Annotated in this window: 31 protein-coding genes and 1 pseudogene; 30 read left to right on the top strand and 2 right to left on the bottom strand. The window is 56.1% G+C overall.

Annotated elements, in window-relative coordinates; translation table 11 throughout:
• Window positions 1-166 precede the first annotated feature (166 nt).
• Window positions 167-373, bottom strand: a complete 207-nt coding sequence (locus tag IE156_RS17385; protein WP_189393922.1) for a hypothetical protein — start codon at window positions 371-373, stop codon at window positions 167-169.
• A gap of 87 nt (window positions 374-460) precedes the next feature.
• Between IE156_RS17385 and IE156_RS17380 the strand changes: the two genes are divergently transcribed.
• From IE156_RS17380 to IE156_RS17350, 7 genes are all read left to right on the top strand, one after another.
• Window positions 461-964, top strand: a complete 504-nt coding sequence (locus IE156_RS17380) for a phage regulatory CII family protein (RefSeq protein ID WP_189393921.1) — start codon at window positions 461-463, stop codon at window positions 962-964.
• 2 nt (window positions 965-966) lie between these two features.
• On the top strand, window positions 967-1,443 hold the full coding sequence (locus IE156_RS17375) for a recombination protein NinB (protein ID WP_189393920.1): 477 nt from the start codon (window positions 967-969) through the stop codon (window positions 1,441-1,443).
• The gene (locus IE156_RS17370) at window positions 1,440-1,802 is read left to right on the top strand and encodes a Ref family recombination enhancement nuclease (RefSeq protein ID WP_189393919.1); all 363 of its coding nucleotides are present in this window, start codon (window positions 1,440-1,442) and stop codon (window positions 1,800-1,802) included. Before IE156_RS17375 ends, IE156_RS17370 begins: the two co-directional genes overlap by 4 nt.
• 53 nt (window positions 1,803-1,855) lie before the next feature.
• The gene (locus tag IE156_RS17365) at window positions 1,856-2,629 is read left to right on the top strand and encodes a phage replication initiator YdaU family protein (protein WP_189393918.1); all 774 of its coding nucleotides are present in this window, start codon (window positions 1,856-1,858) and stop codon (window positions 2,627-2,629) included.
• A 1-nt stretch (window position 2,630) separates the two neighbouring features.
• Window positions 2,631-3,284, top strand: coding sequence for a DUF6475 domain-containing protein (locus IE156_RS17360; RefSeq protein ID WP_189393917.1), 654 nt, complete (start codon window positions 2,631-2,633; stop codon window positions 3,282-3,284).
• Window positions 3,281-3,616, top strand: a complete 336-nt coding sequence (locus IE156_RS17355) for a DUF1064 domain-containing protein (RefSeq protein ID WP_189393916.1) — start codon at window positions 3,281-3,283, stop codon at window positions 3,614-3,616. Before IE156_RS17360 ends, IE156_RS17355 begins: the two co-directional genes overlap by 4 nt.
• 149 nt (window positions 3,617-3,765) lie before the next feature.
• Window positions 3,766-4,134 carry a hypothetical protein gene (locus tag IE156_RS17350; protein ID WP_189393915.1) on the top strand — a complete coding sequence of 123 codons (369 nt, stop codon included), beginning with the start codon at window positions 3,766-3,768 and terminating at the stop codon, window positions 4,132-4,134.
• A 343-nt stretch (window positions 4,135-4,477) separates the two neighbouring features.
• On the opposite strand, the gene IE156_RS17345 is transcribed toward IE156_RS17350, so the two are convergent.
• Entirely contained in the window at window positions 4,478-4,828 is a 351-nt protein-coding gene (locus tag IE156_RS17345) for a hypothetical protein (RefSeq protein WP_189393914.1), read from the bottom strand.
• Between the two features lie 338 nt (window positions 4,829-5,166).
• Here IE156_RS17345 and IE156_RS17340 point away from each other — a divergent pair.
• The 23 genes and pseudogenes from IE156_RS17340 to IE156_RS17230 all read left to right on the top strand — a co-directional run.
• Window positions 5,167-5,793, top strand: a pseudogene (locus IE156_RS17340) (putative metallopeptidase).
• A 30-nt stretch (window positions 5,794-5,823) separates the two neighbouring features.
• Window positions 5,824-6,282, top strand: a complete 459-nt coding sequence (locus IE156_RS17335; protein WP_189393913.1) for a DUF2280 domain-containing protein — start codon at window positions 5,824-5,826, stop codon at window positions 6,280-6,282.
• Window positions 6,263-7,528, top strand: coding sequence for a PBSX family phage terminase large subunit (locus tag IE156_RS17330; protein WP_189393912.1), 1,266 nt, complete (start codon window positions 6,263-6,265; stop codon window positions 7,526-7,528). Before IE156_RS17335 ends, IE156_RS17330 begins: the two co-directional genes overlap by 20 nt.
• Entirely contained in the window at window positions 7,529-7,753 is a 225-nt protein-coding gene (locus IE156_RS17325) for a hypothetical protein (RefSeq protein WP_189393911.1), read from the top strand.
• Window positions 7,750-9,120 (top strand): anti-CBASS protein Acb1 family protein, encoded by a 1,371-nt coding sequence (locus tag IE156_RS17320; protein ID WP_189393910.1) that lies wholly within the window; start codon window positions 7,750-7,752, stop codon window positions 9,118-9,120. The genes IE156_RS17325 and IE156_RS17320 overlap by 4 nt, the downstream gene beginning before the upstream one ends.
• On the top strand, window positions 9,083-10,012 hold the full coding sequence (locus tag IE156_RS17315) for a phage minor head protein (RefSeq protein WP_189393909.1): 930 nt from the start codon (window positions 9,083-9,085) through the stop codon (window positions 10,010-10,012). The genes IE156_RS17320 and IE156_RS17315 overlap by 38 nt, the downstream gene beginning before the upstream one ends.
• The gene (locus tag IE156_RS17310) at window positions 9,990-11,303 is read left to right on the top strand and encodes a hypothetical protein (RefSeq protein WP_229841459.1); all 1,314 of its coding nucleotides are present in this window, start codon (window positions 9,990-9,992) and stop codon (window positions 11,301-11,303) included. The genes IE156_RS17315 and IE156_RS17310 overlap by 23 nt, the downstream gene beginning before the upstream one ends.
• Before the next feature lie 3 nt (window positions 11,304-11,306).
• Window positions 11,307-11,750, top strand: a complete 444-nt coding sequence (locus tag IE156_RS17305) for a gp53 minor capsid family protein (protein ID WP_189393908.1) — start codon at window positions 11,307-11,309, stop codon at window positions 11,748-11,750.
• A gap of 12 nt (window positions 11,751-11,762) precedes the next feature.
• The gene (locus IE156_RS17300; RefSeq protein ID WP_189393907.1) at window positions 11,763-12,854 is read left to right on the top strand and encodes a major capsid protein; all 1,092 of its coding nucleotides are present in this window, start codon (window positions 11,763-11,765) and stop codon (window positions 12,852-12,854) included.
• A 10-nt stretch (window positions 12,855-12,864) separates the two neighbouring features.
• Window positions 12,865-13,233 (top strand): F0F1 ATP synthase subunit B family protein, encoded by a 369-nt coding sequence (locus IE156_RS17295; protein ID WP_189393906.1) that lies wholly within the window; start codon window positions 12,865-12,867, stop codon window positions 13,231-13,233.
• A 152-nt stretch (window positions 13,234-13,385) separates the two neighbouring features.
• The gene (locus IE156_RS17290) at window positions 13,386-13,904 is read left to right on the top strand and encodes a hypothetical protein (RefSeq protein ID WP_189393905.1); all 519 of its coding nucleotides are present in this window, start codon (window positions 13,386-13,388) and stop codon (window positions 13,902-13,904) included.
• Window positions 13,905-13,940: 36 nt separating this feature from the next.
• Window positions 13,941-14,342, top strand: coding sequence for a DUF7370 family protein (locus IE156_RS17285; RefSeq protein ID WP_189393904.1), 402 nt, complete (start codon window positions 13,941-13,943; stop codon window positions 14,340-14,342).
• Window positions 14,342-14,659, top strand: coding sequence for a hypothetical protein (locus IE156_RS17280; RefSeq protein WP_189393903.1), 318 nt, complete (start codon window positions 14,342-14,344; stop codon window positions 14,657-14,659). Before IE156_RS17285 ends, IE156_RS17280 begins: the two co-directional genes overlap by 1 nt.
• Window positions 14,660-14,694: 35 nt before the next feature.
• A complete protein-coding gene (locus IE156_RS17275) occupies window positions 14,695-15,078 on the top strand; it encodes a hypothetical protein (RefSeq protein WP_229841457.1) in 384 nt (127 codons plus the stop codon).
• The gene (locus IE156_RS17270; RefSeq protein WP_189393902.1) at window positions 15,056-15,430 is read left to right on the top strand and encodes a phage tail termination protein; all 375 of its coding nucleotides are present in this window, start codon (window positions 15,056-15,058) and stop codon (window positions 15,428-15,430) included. The genes IE156_RS17275 and IE156_RS17270 overlap by 23 nt, the downstream gene beginning before the upstream one ends.
• A gap of 9 nt (window positions 15,431-15,439) precedes the next feature.
• Window positions 15,440-16,183 carry a phage tail protein gene (locus IE156_RS17265; RefSeq protein ID WP_189393901.1) on the top strand — a complete coding sequence of 248 codons (744 nt, stop codon included), beginning with the start codon at window positions 15,440-15,442 and terminating at the stop codon, window positions 16,181-16,183.
• Window positions 16,159-16,773 (top strand): DUF6246 family protein, encoded by a 615-nt coding sequence (locus tag IE156_RS17260; protein ID WP_189393900.1) that lies wholly within the window; start codon window positions 16,159-16,161, stop codon window positions 16,771-16,773. The genes IE156_RS17265 and IE156_RS17260 overlap by 25 nt, the downstream gene beginning before the upstream one ends.
• A gap of 41 nt (window positions 16,774-16,814) precedes the next feature.
• Window positions 16,815-17,411 (top strand): hypothetical protein, encoded by a 597-nt coding sequence (locus tag IE156_RS17255; protein ID WP_189393899.1) that lies wholly within the window; start codon window positions 16,815-16,817, stop codon window positions 17,409-17,411.
• Window positions 17,412-17,454: 43 nt separating this feature from the next.
• The gene (locus IE156_RS17250) at window positions 17,455-20,415 is read left to right on the top strand and encodes a tape measure protein (RefSeq protein ID WP_189393898.1); all 2,961 of its coding nucleotides are present in this window, start codon (window positions 17,455-17,457) and stop codon (window positions 20,413-20,415) included.
• 332 nt (window positions 20,416-20,747) lie between these two features.
• Window positions 20,748-20,909 (top strand): hypothetical protein, encoded by a 162-nt coding sequence (locus IE156_RS17245; RefSeq protein ID WP_189393897.1) that lies wholly within the window; start codon window positions 20,748-20,750, stop codon window positions 20,907-20,909.
• On the top strand, window positions 20,896-21,402 hold the full coding sequence (locus IE156_RS17240) for a hypothetical protein (protein ID WP_229841455.1): 507 nt from the start codon (window positions 20,896-20,898) through the stop codon (window positions 21,400-21,402). The genes IE156_RS17245 and IE156_RS17240 overlap by 14 nt, the downstream gene beginning before the upstream one ends.
• Window positions 21,399-21,737: a hypothetical protein gene (locus IE156_RS17235; protein WP_094196306.1), complete on the top strand. Its 339-nt coding sequence runs from the start codon at window positions 21,399-21,401 to the stop codon at window positions 21,735-21,737. The genes IE156_RS17240 and IE156_RS17235 overlap by 4 nt, the downstream gene beginning before the upstream one ends.
• A partial coding sequence (locus IE156_RS17230) for a host specificity factor TipJ family phage tail protein (protein ID WP_189393895.1) occupies window positions 21,734-24,475 on the top strand: 2,742 nt, incomplete at its 3' end. The genes IE156_RS17235 and IE156_RS17230, both read left to right, overlap by 4 nt.

The raw sequence follows: 24,475 nt of genomic DNA, 5'->3' as shown, positions 1-24,475 counted from the left end.
TACCCAATGGCCGGAAGACCTGCCTCCGCGAATTGCAGATCGAGTAATCGCGGCAGTTGCCCGACAGAACCCAAAGCATTGGCCTACTGCCTGGAAGGCGATAAAGGAGAGCGCCAATGTGTGATCCAGAAAAGCGAGAGCCGATACCCATCGGCCCCACAGATATTTAGTGAAGGGTAGAGGCCCCGGCCTCACCTAAGCCGTGAAATTCATTCCATAGCAATCGATCCAGCACGCCCTCTACATGAGCCTCTGTTGGGTATTCAAACATTTGCCTGGCCAACTCCGTGGCACGGCCCAGCAGTTCCAGGCGTTCAAAGTCGATTTCTTCATCCATGCCGGTAGTGTCCGGCGTTTGATTCTTAGTTTCCATTCGTAGTTCCTGATACGTAGTTCCACCAAGCATCGTAGCCAGGGCTCAGAACAAGCGAAACGCTGAAATTACGAGGGTTTCAAGGTAATGACCTGCAAATACTCAAACACAGATTGGCTAGACGTTCTCTATAACAGCGTTCGCCGCACTCAAGGCAGCGTCACTGACGCCGCTCGTTTTTTGACTGAGCGACGCGGCAAATCTATTCATCCTGAGAGCCTACGCGCAAAGCTGCGCTCACATGACGATTCCATCAGCGTGGAAATGGCTCTGATGTTGACCGAATGGATGGATGAGAAGGCTGGTGGGTCTGAGTACTCAAGAGACTGGATGCAAACCATGGCGGTCGAGCAGGGCTTGGCTGTTGATGTGATTCCGCCTGCGCCTGCCGGTGGCTGGCCAGATGAAGTTGCAGCACTGCAATCGAAGGTCATGCAAATAGCGGCACTAGCTGGGAAGATCGCAGGCACCACAGCGGAATCGTTGATTGATGGTCGGATTGACCAATCAGAAAAGGACGCGCTTGCTGACTTGTTCCGCGATGCTCGCACGATGCTGCATCGCGCTGAACGGAACCTGTACAGGGCCTAGCCATGAACAGAGATACGTTCCCTACACGACGAATCCTGTTGCGCACTGAGATGCAGCGCCAGGCAGCCCACGCCATGATCAACAGCATGCCATTGGATGATAGTAAACCACTGGAAATCATTGGCCGGGAGGAAGCCAAGGCTCGCAAGCTAGATCAAAACGCGTTGATGTGGGTTGGGCCGCTGGCGGACATTGCCCAGCAGGCCTACCACCAAGGCCGAACTTACAGCGCTGAGATTTGGCACGAGCTGTTCAAGGTGATGTACCTGCCAGAGGACGACGACCCAGAGATCAATCTGTTGGTGAAGGAGGGTTATCGGAAGTGGGATTACCTTCCAAATGGCGACCGGATTTGCGTTGGTAGTACGACGAAACTAACCGTCACGGGGTTCTCCCGCTACCTTGAGCAAGTGCAGGCGCATGGAGCCTCTATGGGCGTCATCTTTCACGCGAATCCCCGCGAAAGGATGGCGCGATGAGAGCGTTCAACAGCACATTCAAAGCCCCGACAAAGCCGATGGCGCGAAGCGCCTGGAAGAAGCGCAGCAACAAGCGTGCTGCGACAAAATCCGAGCGTCAGCACATGAACGCTCAATCTGAGGCAGGTTGCATCCTGTGCCGATTCCTGGGCTACGACAACACACCAGCAGAAATCCATCACATTCGCCACGGCATGGGGGCAGGGCAGCGTAATAGCCACCTGATGACTATTCCTTTATGCCCTGAGCACCATCGAGGCGCTACCGGATACCACGGCTTGGGCCGTAGGGCATTTGAGCGCATGTATGGCACTACCGAACTGGAGTTGTTCGGAATGACACAGCGGGAGGCTGTATGAGTGTCGAAGTAATGACCGCTGTGTTCAAGCGGTACCCGGTAGGCGGTGGTGAGATGATTCTCGCCCTGGCGCTGGCTGATCACGCTGATGACGACGGGACCAAGGTTTTCCCGTCCATTGATCACTTGATGACCAAAACGCGCCAATCGCGCCGCACGGTGCAGTATCAGCTGCGCAGGATGGAAGAGTCTGGCTGGCTGATTCTGGTCAATAGCGGCAATGGGGGCCGGGGCCAGTCACGCGAGTATCGAATCAGCCTTGACTGGATTAAAGGTGCCGATTTACCGGACCAAAAAAACGGCGCAGAAACTGCACCCATTTCTGATGAAAAAAACGGTGCAGATTTTGCGCCCATTAATTCACTTGAAAAGGGTGCAATCCACGACATAAAGGGCGCATCTGACGACACAAAGGGTGCAAACGACGACATGAAAGGGTGCAACGGGTTGCACCCGCATATAACCACCATAGAACCATCAAGTAACCGTCATAAACCATCAAAGGCTGACGCCTTGGCTTTGCCCGATTGGTTGGATTCTGATGCGTGGTCGATGTGGGATGAATTCCGAAAAGAAAAATCCGGTAAGGCTTGGACGGAGGCAGCCAAGCGGCTTTCCCTGCGAACACTCGGCAAGCTACATGCCGCTGGGCAGGACCCCATAGCCGCCATTGAGCAGAGCATTGAGCGTGGTTGGACTGGGCTTTTTGGCGTCAAGGAAAGCAACTCCGTGCAAGGCCCCTCAGCGCAGTCCGGAGGATTGAATCGCCAGGAGGCACTGGAAGCCCGAAACCGAGAAGTTGCCCGTCTAGCCGCTTTGGAGTCCTGAGATGCATGACACTGAAAAACAGCAGTTCTTTGGCCTTATGGCCGACGTCTATGCCTTCTATCACAGGGACACATCACGCTTTGCGTTGAACGTCTGGTGGGAAGCCATGAAACCCTTCGATTACCAAGCCGTGAACGAAGCCATAAACCGGCATTGTGTGAACCCGGACAACGGCCAGTATGTGCCGAAGCCTTCAGACATCGTGAAGTTGTTGCGTGGCTCGACTCAGGACAGCGCCTTGGTGGCCTGGGCCAAAGTGGATAAAGTCGTGCGCACCGTCGGCACATACCGCAGCGTGACATTTGACGACCCGATCATTCTGCTGGTTCTGCAGGATATGGGCGGCTGGATCGCGCTGGGGACGAAAAAAGAGGACGAGTGGCCGTTCGTGGCTCGTGAGTTCGAGAACCGCTACCGCGGCTATGCGACACGCCCCAGCCTGGAGTATCCCCGTTGGCTGCCCGGCATTGCAGAAGCGCAGAACAGCCAGACCGGCCAGCCGGTAGAGCCACCAGTGCTGATCGGTGATGCTGTGCGCGCCAAGCTGGTGCTGCAGAGCGGCTCCGATACTCAGCGCATCGGATTCCAGCAGCTCAGCGACAGAGAAATGCAGGAGGCATTGGCCCCCAGCTCACCGCGGAGGCTGCAGGCATGAAGCGCAAGTACGGAAACCGCAAGGTTACGTTGGACGGCCACCAGTTCGATAGCGTGCGGGAAGCAACCCGATACAGCGAACTGAAACTGCTGGAGCGGGCAGGGCAGATCACCGACCTGGGTCTGCAGCCGCGTTTCGAGCTGATCCCCAAGCAGCGCCGTGCAGATGGGAAAGCTGAACGTGCCTGTGAGTACGTGGCCGACTTCCGGTATACGGACACCGCCACTGGCCAGCTCGTGATTGAAGATGCAAAAGGCGTTCGCACTGATACTTACGTTATCAAGCGGAAATTGTTGCTCCAGGTTCACGGCATTTCCGTGCGGGAGGTTTGATATGTCATACCCAAGTTGGATGTACCAAGACCCATCGAAGCACGTTGATTTCGTGCGCCGGAAGAGGAAAGAGCACCAGGGGCGGCAGCCCGAGGTAAAGCGGGAACGAGCGCGGGAAGGATTGAGAGAGCTATTCGGGGAGAAGAGGGATGCAACGCTACGACGCTGATTCGATCCTCTGGAACTGGGCGCGCTGGTGCGCCTCGGGCGAGCGCGTGGGGAACATGCTGGACGTGGTGCCGCATTGCGACGACGAGGAAGCGCTCAAACCGGTCATCTTGCCAGAGCAGGCCGAGCAGGTCGACCGCCTGCATAAGACGCTGCCGCATCATGAACAGATGATCATCATTGCTGAGTATCCGCAGCGCCATGGCTTCTTTCGGGGACTGCCGGCTCGCCAACGCCGTGAAAAGGCCCAGCGATGGATTAAGGCCGTGACCGGTGTGTGTGTACGAGAGTCCGAGTACAAGCTGTACCTGGGGTTGTTCAAGGAATTGGTGTGGAGGAAGGTGCGGTGAAGTACGCCAATGAAGTTATCAATCTCATGGGTGCGCATCCTGGCCGACGTTTTAAGGTTCGGCATATCGTTGGATATGTGGCTCCGAACTCAACCCCTAAGCAGCGGGCGTCTATACGCGTCGGAATTCAGCGTGTGCTTTACGCGCTTGAAACCAATGGGCAGATTTGTAGTTCCCGCGCGCAGACAGTGAATGGCGGCGATGCTGAATATTGGTGGAAAACCGCAACATCAAGTTCTTGCCGACCGCAACAGAAACCGCAACAATACAGGCAGCACAACTGTGCCTATAGGTTTTGAACAGACCCGCCCATCTTATGGGCGGGTTTATAGTTTCCATGCTATTAAGACTGACTGTCTCGATCTTGCGCCCAAGTCTTTACTGCTTTTTCCACATGTGCGTTTTGCGCGCGCACTAGCTTGACCCGATGGACATAAGGTTTGGCGGTCCTGCGGTCGATCGCTAAAGAGCTTATTACGGCATAGGCGTCATCGTTTTCTATTTCGTAAGCCAGGAAGTTTTCTTTGGCAACAGTGTCAATTGGCTGTGGTCGACCATCCACCAACTGTATTACAACGACCAATTGGCTGTATGACTGCGCCGGGTTGCCCTCCAAAATGCCTAAAGCTTGCAATGCGGCTTGGCTTGGCGAAGTAAGGCGCTGGATGAAAAGATGAAATAGCGCTTGGTCCATTTTACGAGCCCCGGACTCCCAATTTGCCCAGGCTCGTGGCGAGGCGTATACAAGGCCAGCAGCCTCCGATTGTGTTAGACCGGCACCGAGGCGTGCGTTACGTACAGCTTCGGGCGTGGGCGAGCTAATCATAGTAAATGGCTCCATTTGAATTTAAATAGCTAACATGAACATTGTTCTTGTTTTATAACATTGTTCGCTTAGTGTTTCAATGTTCTGTTTGTGGATTTTGGCTGAATGCACTAGTTGCCCCAACTTATGAGCCGCTATTTAGAATAGAGATTGCTGGCAAGTTCAAAGCCTAAGTCGCTTCCCAGACGGTTTTATGGATGAAAGAAATGGCCCTGCCAGCGAGACCAAGCCCGCCTGCTGATTTAGCTGGTGAGGACGCGGAGCTATTTCTTACGCTTCGGCCTGCGCCAGAGATCGGCGAATGGGTGCAGCGAAACATTTTGGTAGACGATGGCCCAATCAATAACCCCGACCACTCTCACCTGATTGACGCTGATCTGTGCTTCCTGTGGGCGTCCACAGCTTTCACAAAGCAAGGCCGTACAGTTCTGGGCCAATGTGAACAAGTAATGTTCCGCGCTGGAGGATGGCAGAAAGCCCGCCAAGAACAACAGATGCGTGAGTGGTTCGGCTATGTGCCGCAGTTCATCATCACCCTGGCAGCCGATTACTGCTCTCAGTGCAGCGACGTCGAGTTCTGCGCACTGGTAGAGCATGAACTGATGCACATTGGCCAGCAGATGGATGAATTTTGATCACCCAAATTCGATAAAGAAGGATTCCCCAAGCTTTGCATGGTCGGTCACGACGTAGAAGAGTTTATTGGGGTGGTCCAGCGTTACGGCGCATCTCTAGACGTGCAGCGGCTGATTGACGCCGCCAAGGCGGGCCCATCAGTGGCAAGAGCCAACATCGCACATGCATGCGGCACCTGTTTAAAGGTCGCTGCCTAACATAGACACAAGCTAGACGGATTTCACATTATGGCAAAGCTCAGTGAGGCCGCGCAGCGCTTCATTGTGCAAGCGCTTGCGTGCTACGACACGCCTACTCAAGTTGCAGAGGCGGTCAAGGAAGAATTTGGTATCGATGTTCCACGTAACCAGGTGGGGCAATACGACCCAACGAAGGTATCTGGCCGCCAGTTATCGAAGAAGTGGAGCGACCTGTTTCACGACACGCGAAAGCGGTTCCGTAAGGAGGTGGCGGAGATCCCGATTGCTGACCAGGCCTTCCGCCTGCGCCAGCTTCACCGCATGGCGAACGAGGCGATGCGCCGTAAGAACATCGTCCTGGCTGCTTCCTTGATGGAGCAGGCCGCCAAGGAAATGGGCGGCATGTTCACTAACAAGCGGGAGCTGAGCGGCCCAGGCGGAGGCCCCATTCCTATGACGCCAACGACCATCGAGCTGGTGGCCCCCAATGTCGAAAGCAAGGATTGAGCTACCACCCAAGCTGATTCCGGTGTTCAGTGGACAGGCGCGATACAGGGGTGCGCACGGCGGGCGAGGCTCAGCCAAGACACGCAGCTTTGCGCTGATGACAGCGGTGCGGGCTTATATGTTCGCTGAGGCTGGTGTGTCGGGGGTGATTCTGAGCGGCCGTGAGTACATGAACAGCCTGGAAGAGTCCTCGATGGAGGAAATCAAGCAGGCGATCCGGTCGACACCATGGCTTGATGCTTACTTTGATATTGGTGAAAAGTTCATCCGTACCAAGAACCGGCGTGTGTCGTATGTGTTCTGTGGTCTGCGTCACAACTTGGATAGCATCAAGTCCAAGGCCCGCATTCTGATTGCCTGGATTGATGAGGCCGAGAACGTCAGTGAGGTGGCTTGGCAGAAGCTGGCACCGACTGTGCGCGAAGCTGGATCAGAAATCTGGGTGACATGGAACCCGGAAAAGGACGGAAGCCCCACAGACAAGCGATATCGCAAGACGCCTCCGCCCGGATCCAAGATTGTTGAGTTGAACTACACGGACAACCCGTGGTTCCCCGCAGTACTGGAGGAAGAGCGTCTATCTGACCGGGAGCGCCTGGATGATCAGACATATGCCTGGATTTGGGACGGCGCATACCGTGAGAACAGTGAGGCGCAGATTCTGTCCGGCAAGTACCGGGTAGCAGAGTTCGACCTTCCTGAGTTCGACGGGCCTTATTTCGGTATCGACTGGGGCTTTTCTCAAGACCCGACAGCAGGTGTCCGCTTGGCTATCCAAGATCAGCGCCTGTATGTCGAGTACGAGGCTGGCAAGGTCGGCCTGGAAAACGACGACATTGCCAAGTTCATGATCGATCGCTTACCGGGCATCGAGCAGCACACTGTTCGGGCGGATTCGGCGCGGCCTGAGACGATCAGCCATGTCAAGAGCACCGGTGGCGGGATACGCCCGGCCATCCCTCGCATTGAGGGCGTGGAGAAATGGAAGGGCAGTGTCGAGGACGGCATTGCGCACCTACGCAGCTACAAAGAAATCATCATCCATCCGCGCTGCACCAAGTTTCTGCACGAAGCCAGGACGTACAGCTACAAGGTGGACCGACTGACGGGCGATGTTCTGGCCGATATCGTGGACAAGAACAATCATTACATCGATGCAACCCGGTATGCGCTTGGGCCGCTGATCAAGCAGCGCAATGCAGCCATGGGCCTGATGATTCCAAAGCGCCTACTTCAAGGCAGATAAATGGCAATTTTCAATGTTTCAGCGCGAGACGGCAGCGTTTCGCTGGTTATCCGTGCGCGCTGCATGTCCTGTGCGCGGCAATTGGCGGCTGATCGGTCGCCTGTGCATGAAAAGCGCTTGTGGCGCGATCCTGATCTGTCCAGCGTCGAGTTGGTCGGCCATCCGGAGCGCCTGGGCTATTTCAGTGAAGGCATGAACGGGATACTTAAGCGGACTACGACATGACGGCAAGCAATCTACAACTGGCGGTGAATCATGCCATGCATGACGCCGCGTTGGCACGCGCCCGCATGAATCTGCTCAATCCCTTAGGCATGGGGCTGGACGATAAGCGGGCTGCTGCCTGGTGCGAGTACGGCTTTAAACAGAATCTGGACTTCCATGACTTCTACAAATTGTATCGCCGCAATGGCTTGGCCAGCGGCGCAGTAGAAAAGCTGGCTGGGTCTTGCTGGAAAACCGATCCCTGGGTGATCGAGGGCGACAAAGAGGACGAGTCCCGTAAAGAAACGGCTTGGGAGAAGAAGGTTACGCAGGTTCTCACAGCTCGTCTGTGGCGTCGATTCCGTGAAGCTGATGCCCGGCGCTTGGTTGGCAGATACTCCGGCCTAGTCTTGCGGGTCAACGACAGCGGTAAGTGGCATGAGCCAGTCAAGGGCGGCTCTAAGGCTCTGGTCGATGTGGTGCCGGTGTGGGCTGCAACACTCCGAGTGTCTGAGTGGAATACCGATCTGTCGTCAGAGAATTACGGAAAGCCCAAGTTCTGGAGCTATGTAGAGCAGAGCACAAACGGGCAGCCGGGACGGAACATCAAGATTCACCCCGACCGCGTGTTTATTCTGGGCGATTACGCTGGTGACGCCATCGGTTTTCTTGAGCCTGTCTATAACAACTTCGTGTCGTTGGAAAAAGTGGAGGGCGGCTCGGGTGAGTCGTTTCTGAAGAATGCCGCCCGCCAGCTCAACATCAATTTCGACAAAGAGATCAACTTCGATAGTCTCGCCTCGATGTACGGCGTGTCCGTCGATCAATTACAAGAGCGATTTAACGAAGCTGCAAAAGAGGTTAACCGAGGCAATGACGTACTCCTGACCACACAGGGGGCGGCAGTCACGCCTTTGGTCTCAGCGGTTCCAGACCCAGGACCCACCTACAACATCAACCTGCAGACCATTTCCGCAGGCCTGGATATTCCCAGCCGCGTACTGGTGGGCAATCAGCAGGGGGAGCGGGCCAGCACCGAGGATTTGAAGTTCTTCTATGCACGTTGCCAGTCTCGGCGCATGGATCTGTCTTTTGAGATCGAGGATTTGGTTGACCACTTGGTACGCATCGGCGTGCTGGATGCCACGGGCGAAAAGACAGTGATGTGGGATGACCTCACAGAGCAGACCTTTGCCGAGCGACTGGATAACGCCGCCAAAATGAGCACCATTAACCAGACCGCTTTGGCGACGGGTGAAGAGGTGTTCGGCAACGACGAGATACGGGTTGCCGGGGGCTTTGACCCTAAAGACAGCGAGCCGTTAGAGGAAGGTGACGACGAGGATGAGGATGGCGACGAAACCGAAACCCGCGATCCTGCCCCGTGATCTGCGTGATCCGACTGGCGTAGATACGCTGGAGCGGCGTGCAATGCGTGACTTCAATGTGCGCATCAAGAAGGTAGCCAAAGCTTACCGCTCTGCGCTGGATGAAATACCGGCTGAGCCAGTGGTTAACCGGCGCTATCAGTTCCGGCTGGATACGTATTTGTTGCGCACCTTACTGGCAAGGCTGGATGCAATCGTTGCCGAGATCCTGCTAGAAGGGGGCGACGAGAATATCTGGCTCTTTGACCGGTACGTGGAGGTAGCCGCTACACGTGGTACGGCCCAGGTGTTCGCCAGCCTGTCTCAGCAGTCCGCAGCGTACAGGGGCGGGCGCATCTCATTGCAGGAGATTCTGCGCAGTGATCCGCACCGTCGTCGTATGGCATTGCTCAGTGCTCGGGTAGCGGAAGAAATGAAGGGAGTTGTCGGCGATGTGAAGTCGAATATGACCCGGGTGCTCACTGAGGGGATAGGGCGCGGCCTGAATCCCCGAGAGGTAGCAAAGAACCTGACCGCCCAAGCTGGTATCGAGACGCGGCGGGCTCATCGGGTTGCACGCACTGAAATTACTACAGCCTTACGCCGCGCCAAGTGGGACGAGGCCAGCGATGCCGAGCAGGACTATGGCTTGCAAACCAAAGAGCTTCATCTGTCTGCGCTGAGCCCTACAACGCGGGCTACGCATGCAGCCCGGCACGGAAAGCTATTCACGCGGGACCAAGTGCAGGACTGGTGGAGCCAGAACGGGAACGCAGTCAATTGCAAGTGCACGACAGTGAGCGTGATGGTCGATGACGAGGGGAAGCCGGTTGTGCCTTCGATCATTCAGCGTGCGAAGCAAGCAAAAACCAATATGGAGAAACGAGGCTATGCCTGGTCAGACACAGAATAGCGGGCCGATGCAGGTCAATGTGACCACGCAGGTCAACAGCCAGCAGATCCGCAAGATCACTCACAACGGGCGTGAGCATTGGGTTCTGCCCAGCTACACGCTGCCTGCCAACGTGGTCATGAATGGCGGCTTGTATCCGGCCGGTGAGATCGATGCCCACTATCAGGGACTGGAAGGAACACTGGCGCCGCTGGGCCATCCGCAAGTGGACGGTCAGTTCGTGTCGGCTTTTAGCCCCGAGGGCATCAATGTCGGCCATGTGGGCGCGTTCAACCGCAACGTGAAGAAATCCGGCAACCGTGTCTACCTTGAAAAGTGGGTGGATGTAGAGGTTGCACAGCGTACCGAGGAAGGCCGAGCCTTGCTTGAGCGCGTGGAAGCCCTGGAGCGTGGTGACGATGTGCCGCCGATTCATACCAGTGTGGCGGTGTTTCTGGACCGCTTGGAAGCGAATGAAGAACAGAAAACCGCCGGCGCGGACTGGGTCGCCAAGATCAAGAGAATGGACCACGACGCCATCCTCATGGATGAAGTGGGGGCGGCTACGCCGGAGCAGGGCGTGGGACTGATGGTCAATGCAGACCAGGCCAAGCCCCTGCAAGCCAACTCAGGCGCGTTGGTGGGCGAGTCCTTCCGGGAGCGTGAGCAGCGTCTGGATCGAGCTGCCAAAGAGCGCTTCGCCCAAGGCTCTGATGAATATGCCTGGGTGGCTGACTTCACGGATAGCCAAGCCATCATCGTGCGAAACGGCGGAGCTGCTGAGGTTTATGGATACAAGACCGAGGCCGGGAAGATCGTCTTTGACGACACCGGCTCGGCTGTCGTGCGCCAAGAGTCCTGGGTGGCAGTAGTCGCCAACAGCATCAAGAAAGGCGCACAGAAGATTTTTACCCCGCAGGCCCGGCCTGCAGTCAACAACAAGGAGGGCGAAATGCCTCTGACTCCCGAAGAAAAGGCCGAGCTGACCAGCGATATCAGTAAAGCCGTAACTGCCAACATTGGTCAAGCCGTGGCCGACGCCATCAAGCCGGTTTCCGATGCCGTGACGGCACTGCAGGCCAATCACCAAGCTCTGTCCGACACGCTGACCGCAAACGCCAAGGCCGAAGAAGCCGATAAGCGCAAGGCCGTGGCTGCCGTGCACGGTGACATTGTGGCCAACGCGCTGTCCGGTGAGGGCCTGGACGCCATGCACAAGTCCCTGGGGACTGCTGCGCCGCTGGGTGCCGGTCATATCGAAACCAACAGCAACGCACTGACCGCTGATGTCACTGCGCTGCCCAAGGAGTAAGACATGAGCCGATACCGCCGTGTGAATATCGATGGCAAGTCCATCACTGAAACCCGTGTGGCCGCCGCTGCGCTGCTGCCTGGCACGTTCGCCGTCATTGACGCCAATGACAAGTTCGCCCAGGCCGCTGCTGCGGTCGGTCGCGTTTACGTCGTCAACTGCGCCTATCACCAAGGTCTGAGCATCCGCGATGCGGTCCCAGCTGGTGATTCCGCCGTCGGCGATTACGTCGAAGAAGGCCGTGAGCTGGCCGTCCTGTGTCCTGCCGGTGCCTACAAGAAGGACTCGCCCATCAAGATCGGCGCGAACGGGCAGGGTGCTTTGGCTACCGACGATACCGACACCGTAATTGGCTACAGCCAAGACGAGGCCACTCTGACCGCCGCTGACTTCATCCGCGTGCGCATGCGTGTCGGCACCGTAGCCGCTGCTACCACTGAGCCCTAACAGGAGAAACACATGTTTTTTACCCAATCGGCTATTGCCGCTCATCCCCGATTGATGGGGCACCTCCAGGCGCTGCAGGCCAATCGCAATATCTGGAACAACCAAGACGCGGCTTTGCTGGCAGCAAACCGCGCCGTAATGACGCCGGAAATGTTGCAGGCTAACGCGCTTGCAGGCCTGGGCCGTGAGTTCTGGCAGGAAGTGGACAATCAGATCGTCTCCTACCGTGACCAAGAAACCGGCATGGAAATTGTCAATGACCTGCTGGCCGTGCAAACGGTGCTGGATATTGGCAAGACGGTGAAGTCGTACAACATCGCTGGCGATATTGCGGATGACGTGTCGATCAGCATTGACGGTCAAGCGCCGTATTCGTTCGATCACACCGAATACGACAACGATGGCGACCCGGTGCCAATCTTCACGGCAGGTTACGGCGTGAACTGGCGTCACGATGCCGGCTTGCGTACTGTTGGTATCGACCTGGTGCTGGATTCCCAAGCCGCCAAATTGCGTAAGTTCTACAAGAGCATTGTCAGCTATGTGCTGAGCGGCTCCGAGCGAATCCGCGTTGACGGCAAGCCCGGTCAGGGCCTGAAGAACCACCGCAACACCGTCAAGTTGAACCTGGGCAGCGGTGCCGGTGGCGCGAATATCGACCTGACGACGGCCACGCCTCAGCAGATCATTGAGTTCTTCACCAAGGGCGCATTCGCTCAAGCGGCTCGCAACAACAAGGTCGAGGCCTACGATGTGCTGTGGGTGTCGCCCGAGATCTGGGCCAATCTGTCTCAGCCGTACCTGATTCAACTGGGTACTGGTGGCGGTACTGTTGCTGGCTCTGTGCTGGATGCAGTCAAGAGCTTCATCCCCGCTCGGTCGATCCGCCAGACGTTTGCTCTGAAGGACAACGAGTTCATCGCTTACCAGCGCCGTCAAGATGTGGTTTCTCCTCTGGTCGGCATGGCAGTTGGCACCGTGCCGCTGCTGCGTCTGCGCCCACAGGACAACCATAACTTCCAGATCATGTCGGCCATGGGCTTGCAGATCAAGCGTGACGGCGACGGCAAGTCCGGCGTGCTGTACGGCGCTGACCTAGGCTAAGGAGATGGGAATGGCGAAATATCAAGTCGTTCGTGCTTGGCACGGGGTAGCCGTTGGTCAGGTAGTAGAGATGGAGAAGGTGCACCCATCTCTCAAGGCTAACGTCATCCCGTTGACTCAAGTGGCTCCAGCCTCCAATGAGGCCGGCGATCTACTGAAGCAGGCCCAGGCGGAAATTGATGCGATGCGTGAACGTGCCCAATCCGAGTTGGCGCAACGTGTGGAAGAAGCCAAGCAGGAGGCTCAGGCCGAGGCAGATCGCATCATCAGTGAAGCAACCGCCGAAGCTGAGCGTATCAAGCAGGACGCACAGCAAAAGGCAGAGGAGCTGACCCCAGCAACGCCAGATGCAGGCAGTAAGCAGACGAAAGCCAAGTAACCGCCATCCAGGCGGTTTTTTACGCCCGCTCATTCGGGTATACGCTTCCAAGCAACCTTAAATCGGTAGATACCGAGCCCGAAAGGGTGGAAGAGCTTTGAAAAGTCCGGGGCTGCCCATTGCGGGCGGCCCTTTTCTTTTCGGAGATTGAAATGATGAAGACGCTTGAGTTTGATGGCCAAGTGTTCGATGTGATCGAGCATGGCGGCCAGCCCTGCCTGACTTTGGCGGAAGTGGCGCAGGCCCTATACGGTCAAGGGGGGGCCCAAAGTGACACCCCCTTTGAGTCTCGGGTGCGAAAGCTCTATCGGCGGCACGCTGACGAGTTCACGGACAAGATGACCGGCATGATCAACATGCAGACACCCGGAGGTATTCAGCGGGTTCGCGTGTTCAGCCTGCGCGGTGCCCATCTTTTGGGCATGCTGGCTCGCACCGAGCGCGCCAAAAGGTTTCGCCGCTGGGTGCTGGATGTTATTGACGAGCACCTTGAGCAGGGGCAAAGCCGGTACGCAGATTACCTGGAAACGCTGCGACACATCAGCGATCGACGCGCCGCAGCCAGCATCCATGGGCGCGGCTTGAATCAATGGAAGCTGGATAAGCCGCCATTGGAGGAAAGGCTCAAACGCCTGGAGTCCGAGATTCAGCCATCCCTTCAACTTCACTGACCCCGGCCAAGCGCTGGGTTTTTTTTTGGAGGCTACATGATCACCGCTGAGCAAGCCCAGCAATATCTGGCCAGCCAAGGGATCAGTAAAGTCCCTGATTTCATCTTGGCTGCTTGGATTGAGTTGGTAAACAGCATCCAAGGATGCCTGGACGAGCATTACACGCCAGCAGTAGCGCTGCTGATCCAGTCCTATCTGTTGGCTCTCATGGCTTACGGCCAGGGTGATAAGTACATCAGTAGCCAAACTGCCCCGAGCGGCGCTTCCCGTTCCTTCCGATATCAAGGCTTTGCCGACCGGTGGCGCGCGATGCTTGGTCTACTGCGCGGCCTAGATAAACATGGCTGCGCTACTGGGTTAATTCCGCCTGATCCTACAGTCCAGGCCCATGGCGGCCTGTGGATTGCCAAAGGAAATTGCTATTCCGGGGGTCGCTGATGAGCGAAACATCCAATTGGAGTTACACCAACACCGCCACCGTGAAGCCGTATATCGGAGCCGATGAATGGGGCGGCAGCAAATACGGTGAGCTATACGAGATCGCCTGCACCTGGGCGGCCAAGTCGGAGCAAATGCGGGACTCGCTGGGCGCGGAGTTCGTCACGCGCAATCAGATCTACACCGAGGATCACCGACCTCGCTACTTGGATCTGATTCAACTCAATGGCTCGACTGAATGGCAGGAAATCCGGGCCGTGACCGGCTGGGATATGTCCTTCTTCGACGAAGAGCCTGACTTTCTACTGGTGACGTGATGGCAGTCCGGGGAATCAAGCAGGTGAAGAACAACATGCGCAAGCTCCAGGCCGAGATCCAGGGGCGAAGGACAGAGGCTGCCGTGTATGCGGTCCTGTCCCAAGGGGGCGCAGCTGCCGCAACGATGACGCCGGTTGATACCAGCACGTTGATCAACAGTCATTTCGTGGAAATCAAAGCTGACGGCGACAAGGTGACAGGCCGAAACGGCTACAGCGCCGAGTATGCCGCTGCTGTCCACTCTGCGCCTGGTGTGCTTAAAGGCCAAGACCGGCCCGACCGAGAAGGGAAAAGCCAGGGTCAGTACTGGGACCCGAATGGCGAGCCCCACTTCTTGACGGCTGGCTTCGACCAGATCGCCGCAGATGTGCCGCGCATTTTAAGGAACGCATACCGTGCTTTTGATCGACGTTCGTAACTGGGTGGTGGCGGCTCTGCCGGCAGATTACTTGGCGATGTTCTCCTGGGTGGAATCATCCAGACCCGAGGATGCCGCCAGCCGCTACTGCATCGTCCAGCAAACAGGCGGAGCTGGGCCTGTCGTTGAAACCCGCTATCCACGTTTTCGCGTGGTGTTGCTGGGAAAGCGAAATGAGCGCAGCGACGCGCAGAAGGTCATGACAGACATCGAGGCACTGCTACAGGCCGCAATGGGCGATGCCGTGCCATGTGGTGCCGCCAGTATCCGAGCAATTACCGAGCCAGTCGGCCCGGGGTTCACCACAGAAAACCGGGCATGGGCTCAGGTTGATTTTGAGATCATTATTTAGGAGGGCCTGATGGCTACCTGCAAGAATCAGAAATTCGCTGGCCGGACGGCCATTTTGGAATACGCCATCGGTTGTGGCGATGAAATGCCCGCAGCGGCAGACTGGAAGCGCCTGGGCGCCATGCGTGCCAAAGAGCTGACTATCGAATGGGAAACCACTGATGCGACAGCCGATGACTCCATTGGCGCACTGCGTGAGAACCTGGCCACGTTTCAGACCTTGAGCGTATCCGGTGACGGCGTGCTGAAAGTGTCTGGCACTGGCGCTGCCGCCTTGATCGCGCTGACTAAACACGTCATCAAACCAGAAGCGACTGGCGGCGAGCCTGTGGCCTGGATTCGCCTGACATACCCCGATCTGACGTTCACCTTCTTTGCCATCGTGACGAACATGTCGCGCTCTGCGCCTTATGACGATGTGGCTACTTACTCGTTTGAAGCTAGTGCGACCGCCAGTGACTTTGGCTTGATCGCAGAAGATACGCCAGATCCTGACGCGCCTGCTGTGGACACAGTGGTGGTTACACCAGCTACAGCCAGCATTGCCGAAGGCGCAACCCGACAGCTGACTGCTGCAATCACACCTACCGGCGCGGCCCAAGGCGTGATTTGGTCTTCTTCGGATACTGACACAGCAACCGTCTCTCAGACCGGGATGGTCACTGCCGTGGCAGCCGGTACCGCCACTATCACAGCGACCAGCACGGCAGACTCGGCTAAGAAGGGAGAGTGCGCCGTTACGGTGACCGCATGATGATCCTGACCGATGTCGGTGAGGTCGGCGTCCACGTAGGCGAGCGGGTGCATATCCTGCGCCCGTCGCTCTACGCGATGTCGCAACTCGGTGAGCCACGGGAGATTGTGGAGTTGTTCGCCGCAGTGATGGGTGAAGCTCCAAGTCTGGTGGATGCGCTGGCGGTGGTGCTGGCCTGCTCGAATGAGGATTTGTCCGGGCTGTTTGGTTGTGTGGCGGCTGAGAGTGACAAGCTGACCTACGAGCCAGGGCAGGTCGAGACAGAGGCCGTCGTATTGCTTGCCCGTTGCCTGCTCAAGCACGGCATTACGGGCTCGTTGCCTGAACTGCCCCGGCCAGCCGAGCAGGAGCCGGAGTACGTGCAGGAGTTCGATGCTCGTGCTCATGTAGCCATGGCGATGGCGCATCTTGGGGTTTCTGAACGGGACGCCTGGCAGATGACCATGACCGGTCTAGTAGGGGCGCTGCGTGCCAAGTTCCCGCCATCGCAGAGTGATTCACCAGGGGCAAAAGCTCCTAGCAAGGCTGAAATGGAAGAGGCCTTGGCTTGGCACGATAGGGTGCTGGCTGCAAAGGAAAACGAAGCCTAGCTGATGTATAGTTTCCGTATTATTTTGATACGGAGGCTGGGATGCGTTTTGTTGCTGCGATTTGTTCGTTATTAGCTTTAACTGCTTGTGCAAATACGGCGCAGGTATCGACCAAGCTTGTTGGCATAGATGGGCTAGAGATTTCTAAAACAAGTGATGGAGCGAACATTCTTGAGTCTTATACCGTCTCATCTGATATTAATGAAAAGGCCGATTTACCGTTTTGTATTGCCAGCAACCTTAAATATGAAAGTGTCTTTGTGAAAGGCTCGGCAACCGGGCATGTGGGGGCGTACTCGGGACGGTACTACCAAACCGAGTCAGCCCGTACAGTCGGTGGTGGCGAGGTTATTTCGTACTCATCCAAGGATGGCGACAAAGTAGTTGCGACAGGCACCACCCAGTACAACGCCAGCATGATAGTAGTTCGGTCTGTAAAATTCCAATTGGTAGCCACCAAGCAGAATGGCTCCGTCAAATTGGTATTCTCGCCAATTGAACAGGCGCAATTGGATACTGGGGTTGTCGAAAATAGGGGCTATTTCAAAGTTGGGGCATGGGATGGAGCCCATCCCGACAAGGCAGTAGAGGCAATACAGGCAGAGGCACAGAAAATCGTGAAGTGCCTACGAGAATAATTAATTCAACCCGCTTCGGCGGGTTTTTTTATGGGCGAAAGAAATGTCTGAGAGCGTCGGGGCAATCTACTACACGGTCGAGGCAGAAACGGCCAAGCTTATTAGCGATTTGGAAAACGCTAATAAACGCCTCGAAATGCTTGAGTCTGGTTTTAACAAAACAGATGCTTCAGCAAAAAAAGCGGATATGCAGCTTACAAAGACCGCCTCAGCCGTGAGAAACCTTGGAAACGAGGGGGCGGGGACGGAAAGAAAGATCGGCGGTCTGGTCAAGATGCTTGGCGGTTTGATCGCTGTACAAGGCGCAGGCGGCCTCATCCAGATGGCCGAGAGTTACAACGAGATGGCCGAACGCATACGGATGGCTACGGACAGCGCCGAAGAGTATGACATGGTTCAGAAAAGGCTATTGTTAACTGCGAACGGCACATACCGAACGCTTTCGGAGGCTCAAGAGGTCTACATCCAAACCGCTGACTCGCTCCGGTCATTGGGTCACAGCACTAGCGAGGTGCTGGATATTACTGATTCGCTTTCCTATCTCTTTGTTAAGAACGCAACTGACGTTCAAAAAGCACAAAGCGCCATGTCAGCGTTTACTAAGGCTGTTAACAAGGGGAAGGTTGAGGTCAACGGATGGGAGTCTATTCTTGCCGCAGTGCCCACTATTGTTAACGATATTGCTGATGCCACTGGAAAATCAGCCGAAGAGATTAGGGCGCTAGGATTTTCAGGCGATTTAGCCGCAGCAGACCTAAATAAAGGGCTGCTTAAGTCCCTGAACAGCAATAAGGCTGCCGCTGATGGAATGGCAACAACGGTGCGCGATGCTTTCACCAATCTTCGCACCAACTTGTCTGTATATATCGGCGAAGCAAACAATTCCACGGGGGCTACACAGACCTTGGCAGCGGCTATTGGGCTGCTCGGCGACAACATAAATATTGTCGTAACTGCGCTGACTATCATTGGTTCAGGCGCTCTGGCCAAGTATATTTCTGCGCTCGGTCTTGCTGCCATTAAATCAGGGCTTGCGGCAGTGGCGTCTCGGAATGCGGCCGCTGCCGCTGTTTCCGAAGCGCAGGCGCGTGTGGCATCGGCAACTGCGGCGCTTGCTGATGCGCGAGCAAAACTCGGCCTTACGGTTACGACAACGCAGCTTGCGGCAGCGCAGGTCGCAGCGACTGCAGCCACGAGGGCGCTAACCGCTGCGCAACTTGCGCAGCGGGCGACAGGCATGGGGCTGCTATCTGTTCTTGGTGGCCCAGCGGGTATTGTGGCACTTGTGGCTGCTACAGCGATTGGTTTCTTGACCATGGGCAGTAGCGCTAAGTCCGCCGAGGTAGATGTCGATGCACTAACAGCATCCGTTGAGGGGCTAAAGAAGGAGCAGTTAGAGTTAAGAAAACTCGATGCGTTGGAAGCCATTGAGAAACTGTCCAAGGAAGCCGACACAGCGGCAGCAGAAGTTCGAGGGCTTGAGCGCGACTACAAGGATTTAGGTGAAGCAATGTCGCGCGGCGCTGTGTCCGCCGAGGAGCTGGAGGTTGTCAGCAGGGAGCTAACCAGACAAAAGGGAGTTCTAGCAGAAACGCAGTCTAAGCTACAGCAGGCCGCACAAGCATACGCGAACTTGGCATCGGCTATTTTGGGTGCGGCCAATGCTCAACGGTCCTTGAATAATGCTTATAACGACTCCGTGAGCGACGACTTCCTGAAAAAGCTAAAAGATCAGAAGGCCGCCATTGAGGATGGGAACAGCGCTGTCAAGCAGACAGAGCGATATCTAAAAACAGTTAACGACTTGTCGCCAGAGCGCGTCCAGGCGCTGCGCGATGAGGCGAAAGCCATTGATGCAGCCAGAAAAGCCCAAGAAGGCGCAAAGGTTGGGGCGAAGGCATACAACAAGGTTCAAGATGACGCCAAGCGCGGCGCTGAGGAAAACGGGAAGACCTTACAGCGCATGGCCGAGCAAATTGCCCTTGCTCATTTGGAAGGGGAGCAACTAGCCGTTGTTCAAGCTCGTTTGTCGATGAATCAGTACGCCACCCCAGAGCAACTGGAGAGCGCTGAGAGGCTCGCGATAGCGTTGCATAAGGTCAACGAAGCCCAGAAACTCAAAACCAAAGTCGGTAGTGACCCTCAAGCTTATATCCGTGGCAACGATGAGCCTTTATCGGGCGGCGCTTTTGATGATCAGGTGGCTCGGTACGACGCTGAGGATAAGCGTGAGCAGGAGCGATATGAAGCTAAGCTGATTCGCCTTCGTGAGGCAATGGAGGCGGAAAAGCTTACTATCGCCCAATACCATGCAGAGTTTGAGGCGATGCAGATCGAGCATGCAGCGCGACTGAATCAAATTGACGAGGCCCGTCAAAGCGTGATGTTGTCAACAGCTGGTAATGCTTTTGGTCAATTGGCATCGCTGATCAAAAACTCGCAAGGCGAACAGTCTAGCGCCTTCAAAGCCTTGTTTGCTGTTTCCAAGGCTTTTGCCATCGCCGATGCAGGACTTAAGCTAAACATGGCTTTGATGCAGGTAATGGCAGATCAAACAGCACTTACACCCATGCAGAAGTTTGCAAATTATGCGGCGGTTGCGTCTGCTGGGGCTGGCGTTCTTAGTGCAATTTCCAGCGCATCATTTGGCGGTCGCCAATACGGCGGTCCCACGCAGCCAGGCAAGATGTACCGCATCAACGAGAACGGCGCTCCAGAGGTGTTCAATGCGGCCAACGGTCAGCAGTTCATGATGGCCAATAGCCGTGGTCAGGTGGTGAGCAATAAGGATGCGACAGGTGGCAACGGGGGCGGCAATGTCTACATCAATAACTACGGTGGCGCTCAGGTCGAACAGCGAATGAGCAACGGCGACATCATCGTAGAGATTGACAAGCGGATTGGCGAGAAAGTGCCGCCTTTGATGGCGCAGGAAGCCAAGAACAGTAATAGCCAGTTCCGGAAAAGCATGGGGCAATACACAGACGTGAGGCCAAGACGATGAATGATGAATGCCTGCTACGGTTTCCGTTTTCGCCTTTGCAGGCGAGCTTGGCCGCTAAGTTTGGGTCCGGGGTTATATCCACTTCGGTGCCGGGCGGGCCTAGCCTTATGCGGCTTGATACGACTGGAAATGTTCACACCGTCAGTGCGTCGTGGAACCTGCGCCCGTCTGATTACGACATGTTTATGGGGTATGTGCGTAACTGGGAGCGGTCCGGAGGTGATCCGTTTCTGATCTCGCTTCGGCTGGAAGGCTCAGAGTCTCAGGAGTACAGGGCCACATTTATACCCGGATCATTTTCCCGCCCGACGCGAAGCGCCGGAGTGTTCACCGTGGAGGCCCAGCTTGAGGTCCTGCCCAACTTCGTCTCTCCATGCAATGACGAGTGGGCGGCTAGGGCCTTGATGGAGGCGGTCTTTGGTGATGATGCCTGCGAGGCCATCGATATTCTGGACAAAGTAGTTAACGAGGATCTGGTCTATGTCAGAGAATGATTTCTTCTTTAAGGCGCGAAGATCGGTATCGCGCATTGAAGGCCTGGAGATAAGCCATCCGTCTTTCTCCAGGTCTTTTTTTTTGGTCCGCAACCCAAACCCCTGGATGAAGCGCCAAGTGCTGGGCCATGGGGGCGGGGTGGTGCAGGAGTATGAGTATCTGCCGATGCGCATGCAGCCCAAGGACACGCGCGGGGACTTGGATTTTGGGATGCGGGTGGATTTGGGCGATCTGGGCGAGATTATCCCGGAGGAGTTGCAGCGGGTGATTGATGCCGGGACGAGCCATATCAAGCCCACCGTCATTTACCGGGCCTGGCGTTCTGACAAACTCAGTGAACCAATGATCGGGCCGATTGTGCTGCAGGCGGACGAGATCTCGCGCACGCGTGACGGATCGTCGTTTGAAGCGGTTGCCCCGTATCTGAACTTGACTCGTACCGGTGAGGCGTACACGGTGGATCGGTTCTCGATGTTGCGAGGCTTTCTGTGAGTATCGATGCGCTGCTGGACCAGGTCTATGACCGAAAAACCAATAACTGCCTGCACTTTGCCGCTTCGGCCTGGCAGCACCTAACGGGCGACAGCCGTCTGCATAGCATCCGGGAAACCAATGTTCTGGGTGTGAAGTCAGTAATGCGGCAGTTCAAAAAGGTGGCCGGGCCCACGGTAGCGCCCTCCGTTGTGCTGATGGAGTCGGCCAGCGGGGATGTGCACATTGGTGTTTGCATGCGCCGGCGTTTGCTGCACCTATGCGAACGCGGTGCTGAGTTTATGCCGTTCGAATGCTATGCCGGGGTCTACCACGGGATGAGGTTCTATCAATGATTGTCGTAAATATCGTTCGCAACGTGCTGGAGCCTGAGAGCATCACGCGCCATGAGACTGACGATCTGATTGCTTTGCTACGTGCAGAGTTTGGCGATCATGCGCCGGAAGGTGCGCGGCTGTATCACGAGCATGTCTCTGAGTACACAGATGTGACGCCGACCAGCAAAGAAGCTGAGGACGCGCTGCACGATATGCCAGGGCCGTTCTATCTGGTGCTGGAGCCACAAGGCCCAGAAGTCTGGATTCCACTGGCTATCGCGGCCGTTGTGTCTGTGGCCAGCATGCTGCTGTTCAAGCCGAAGATCCCAAATACAGCCCAGCGCAATATCGCAGCAGAGTCGCCCAACAATGGCCTGTCAGCTCGGGCGAACCGAGAGCGGGTTAACGGCCGCATTCCGGATATCTACGGGACGGTACGTAGCACGCCCGATCTGCTTGCCGTGCCGTACTCGGTTTTCGAGAACCACGTTGAGAAAGAAATCGCGTATATGTGTGTTGGTCGAGGCCTGTTTGAGATCCACGATGTGCGCGACGATACGACGCCAGTTGATGAGATCGCCGGCATGTCGGTGGAGGTTTACGGGCCAAACACTTCGCCTAACAGTGGAGCGCCGCAGCTTCGTCTCGGGAATGCAATCAATACACCTGTGCTGGCCGTTAAGCGCTCTAATAGCGTGAACGGCCAGGTGTTACAGCCGCCAAACTCGTCTCGGCTGGTGTTTTCGCCCATGGTGTTTGAGTCACCGAACATCATCCGCAGCGCTAATGCGGACGTGGATTTCACTGAGCTGTTTCTGGCCGGGGATGGTATTGAGGTTACGGGCGCTAAGGCAACGGCAGGTGTTTACCAATATATTGCACCTCCGGGCTCTGCTGGCATATCAAATTCCGATAGTTCCTCTGGGTTGCTTAGCCTGCAAGGCGATCAGTCAGGGGATTGGGAGGTTGGCCAAGTAGTTACCATCACAAATGGTGGATTTCATTGGGTAGGCATCACGGGGGGAGATGGAGGTTATTTGTTTGACGCCTCGTGCAACATCAATGGAACGTACGGGATCTTAGGCGTAAGCGTAATCGGAAATCCGGGGGAGGAGTCCACGATAATTGGGCTAGATATTTCCCAGAACTATTCAGCCTGGCCCGGACCACTAGGGACGGTCCATACGTACCCCGCAGGGAACCCGACATTGACCAGGCCCTCAGGCGATGTGCTTTATGACTTGTCCGGCACATACACAATCAATACCCTGACAAACAACGAATTAACTCTCTCAGATCCAGCGGCTGTAAACCCTGATTGGAACGTACTGGAGAATGAGTACGGCGGGGTTTCTCCCGAGTTGATTGTCACCGTGCAGGCGCAGAAAGAGCGCTGGGTGGGCTGGATGACGGTAGAGTCAGCAACGCCGATTAGCCGGGCGATCTGCAATATTGTTGCCCTCAATGGTTTGTATGCGGACAACGGCCAGCAGCAGTATCGCCGGGATGTGGCTGTGCGGCTGGAGGCAGTGCCGCTTGATGCGGCGGGCAATCCAACTGCCAGCGCCAGGGTGTTTGACGGCGTTGTTCAAGGTTCGGCTACATCCCGCTCTACTCGGGCAGCTACGCTTAATGTTGATCTTGGCATGGAGTCGCTCAAGTGGCAGTTCCGCATGATCCGGACAAGCGACTCGGATACGAGCTTTGATGGTCAGATCGTTGACGAAGTGAAGTGGCGGGATCTCTACGCGGCCTCGCCAGTGAATCAGCCTCATTTTGGGGATGTGACTACCGTTCTGGCGTCTACATTTGCCACCGATGGGGCGCTGGCCGTTAAAGAGCGCAAGCTGAACCTGTTGGTAACGCGGCAGATTCCGCTGCGTGAGGGTGACGGATTCACGTCTACGCTGCACTCAACACGCAATGCCGCCGATATTCTCTGCGCAATTGCCCTGGACCCGAGAATCGGCAATAGAAGCATGGCCGAGATTGACGTGGAGGGGATCTATGCCACAGCCGCTGAGATTGTCGATTACTTCGGCATTCCGGATGCGGCCGAGTTTTGCTACACGTTCGATAAGTCGGAAATGTCGTTTGAAGAGACGTTTCAGGCCGTGGCTAATGCGATCTTTTGCCAAGCGTACCGACAGGGAAGCCAGCTACGGCTGTTCTTTGAGCGTGAGACTGACGACAGCTCACTTCTGTTCAACCATCGGAATACCCTGCCCGGATCGGAGTCCCGGACGTTCTCATTTGGCCCGGCAGAAGGCTATGACGGAGTGGAGTACGAATACGTCTCGCCGGATGATGATGCTGTGGTGACTATCTACCTTCCAGACCAGAGCGCAGTTAAGCCGCAGAAAATCGAATCTGTAGGAGTGCGTAGTCACCAACAAGGCGAACTGCATGCATGGCGGGCCTGGAACAAGATCCAGTACCAGCACACGACCATGGAGCGCGATTGCCTGAGCGAAGCCAGCATGCTGGTGCTTGGCCAGCGCATTCTGTGCTCGGATACGACCAAATCCGGAGAGCAGGGCGGTTATGTGACCGCTGTCGATGGCTTGGCTGTACGTCTATCGCAGCCGATGGACTGGAGCGAGCCAGGGCCGCATGTGATGTTCATCCAAAACTCGGATGGGCAGACGGAGGGCATCCCGATTAGCTCAGCCGGCGAGGATTTCTGGGCGTTGCTCAGTAGGCCGCCGCGTGTACCGATTGTGACTAACAGTGCGCAGCCAACAGGCTACATCATT

The sequence above is a fragment of the Alcaligenes pakistanensis genome, from assembly GCF_014652815.1.
Classification (GTDB): Bacteria; Pseudomonadota; Gammaproteobacteria; order Burkholderiales; family Burkholderiaceae_B; genus Alcaligenes; species Alcaligenes pakistanensis.
This window is presented reverse-complemented; position numbering and strand designations above follow the sequence as displayed.

Coding starts and splice junctions, on each gene's coding strand:
- IE156_RS17330 (WP_189393912.1), top strand. CDS start 6,263: ATGTCGAAAGCAAGGATTGAGCTACCACCCAAGCTGATTCCGGTGTTC.
- IE156_RS17320 (WP_189393910.1), top strand. CDS start 7,750: ATGACGGCAAGCAATCTACAACTGGCGGTGAATCATGCCATGCATGAC.
- IE156_RS17355 (WP_189393916.1), top strand. CDS start 3,281: ATGAAGCGCAAGTACGGAAACCGCAAGGTTACGTTGGACGGCCACCAG.
- IE156_RS17275 (WP_229841457.1), top strand. CDS start 14,695: ATGCGCAAGCTCCAGGCCGAGATCCAGGGGCGAAGGACAGAGGCTGCC.
- IE156_RS17350 (WP_189393915.1), top strand. CDS start 3,766: ATGCAACGCTACGACGCTGATTCGATCCTCTGGAACTGGGCGCGCTGG.
- IE156_RS17255 (WP_189393899.1), top strand. CDS start 16,815: ATGCGTTTTGTTGCTGCGATTTGTTCGTTATTAGCTTTAACTGCTTGT.
- IE156_RS17365 (WP_189393918.1), top strand. CDS start 1,856: ATGATTCTCGCCCTGGCGCTGGCTGATCACGCTGATGACGACGGGACC.
- IE156_RS17385 (WP_189393922.1), bottom strand. CDS start 373: ATGGAAACTAAGAATCAAACGCCGGACACTACCGGCATGGATGAAGAA.
- IE156_RS17310 (WP_229841459.1), top strand. CDS start 9,990: ATGCCTGGTCAGACACAGAATAGCGGGCCGATGCAGGTCAATGTGACC.
- IE156_RS17345 (WP_189393914.1), bottom strand. CDS start 4,828: ATGGACCAAGCGCTATTTCATCTTTTCATCCAGCGCCTTACTTCGCCA.
- IE156_RS17335 (WP_189393913.1), top strand. CDS start 5,824: ATGGCAAAGCTCAGTGAGGCCGCGCAGCGCTTCATTGTGCAAGCGCTT.
- IE156_RS17300 (WP_189393907.1), top strand. CDS start 11,763: ATGTTTTTTACCCAATCGGCTATTGCCGCTCATCCCCGATTGATGGGG.
- IE156_RS17305 (WP_189393908.1), top strand. CDS start 11,307: ATGAGCCGATACCGCCGTGTGAATATCGATGGCAAGTCCATCACTGAA.
- IE156_RS17325 (WP_189393911.1), top strand. CDS start 7,529: ATGGCAATTTTCAATGTTTCAGCGCGAGACGGCAGCGTTTCGCTGGTT.
- IE156_RS17240 (WP_229841455.1), top strand. CDS start 20,896: ATGTCAGAGAATGATTTCTTCTTTAAGGCGCGAAGATCGGTATCGCGC.
- IE156_RS17250 (WP_189393898.1), top strand. CDS start 17,455: ATGTCTGAGAGCGTCGGGGCAATCTACTACACGGTCGAGGCAGAAACG.
- IE156_RS17265 (WP_189393901.1), top strand. CDS start 15,440: ATGGCTACCTGCAAGAATCAGAAATTCGCTGGCCGGACGGCCATTTTG.
- IE156_RS17370 (WP_189393919.1), top strand. CDS start 1,440: ATGAGAGCGTTCAACAGCACATTCAAAGCCCCGACAAAGCCGATGGCG.
- IE156_RS17375 (WP_189393920.1), top strand. CDS start 967: ATGAACAGAGATACGTTCCCTACACGACGAATCCTGTTGCGCACTGAG.
- IE156_RS17285 (WP_189393904.1), top strand. CDS start 13,941: ATGATCACCGCTGAGCAAGCCCAGCAATATCTGGCCAGCCAAGGGATC.
- IE156_RS17290 (WP_189393905.1), top strand. CDS start 13,386: ATGATGAAGACGCTTGAGTTTGATGGCCAAGTGTTCGATGTGATCGAG.
- IE156_RS17280 (WP_189393903.1), top strand. CDS start 14,342: ATGAGCGAAACATCCAATTGGAGTTACACCAACACCGCCACCGTGAAG.
- IE156_RS17295 (WP_189393906.1), top strand. CDS start 12,865: ATGGCGAAATATCAAGTCGTTCGTGCTTGGCACGGGGTAGCCGTTGGT.
- IE156_RS17360 (WP_189393917.1), top strand. CDS start 2,631: ATGCATGACACTGAAAAACAGCAGTTCTTTGGCCTTATGGCCGACGTC.
- IE156_RS17315 (WP_189393909.1), top strand. CDS start 9,083: ATGGCGACGAAACCGAAACCCGCGATCCTGCCCCGTGATCTGCGTGAT.
- IE156_RS17380 (WP_189393921.1), top strand. CDS start 461: ATGACCTGCAAATACTCAAACACAGATTGGCTAGACGTTCTCTATAAC.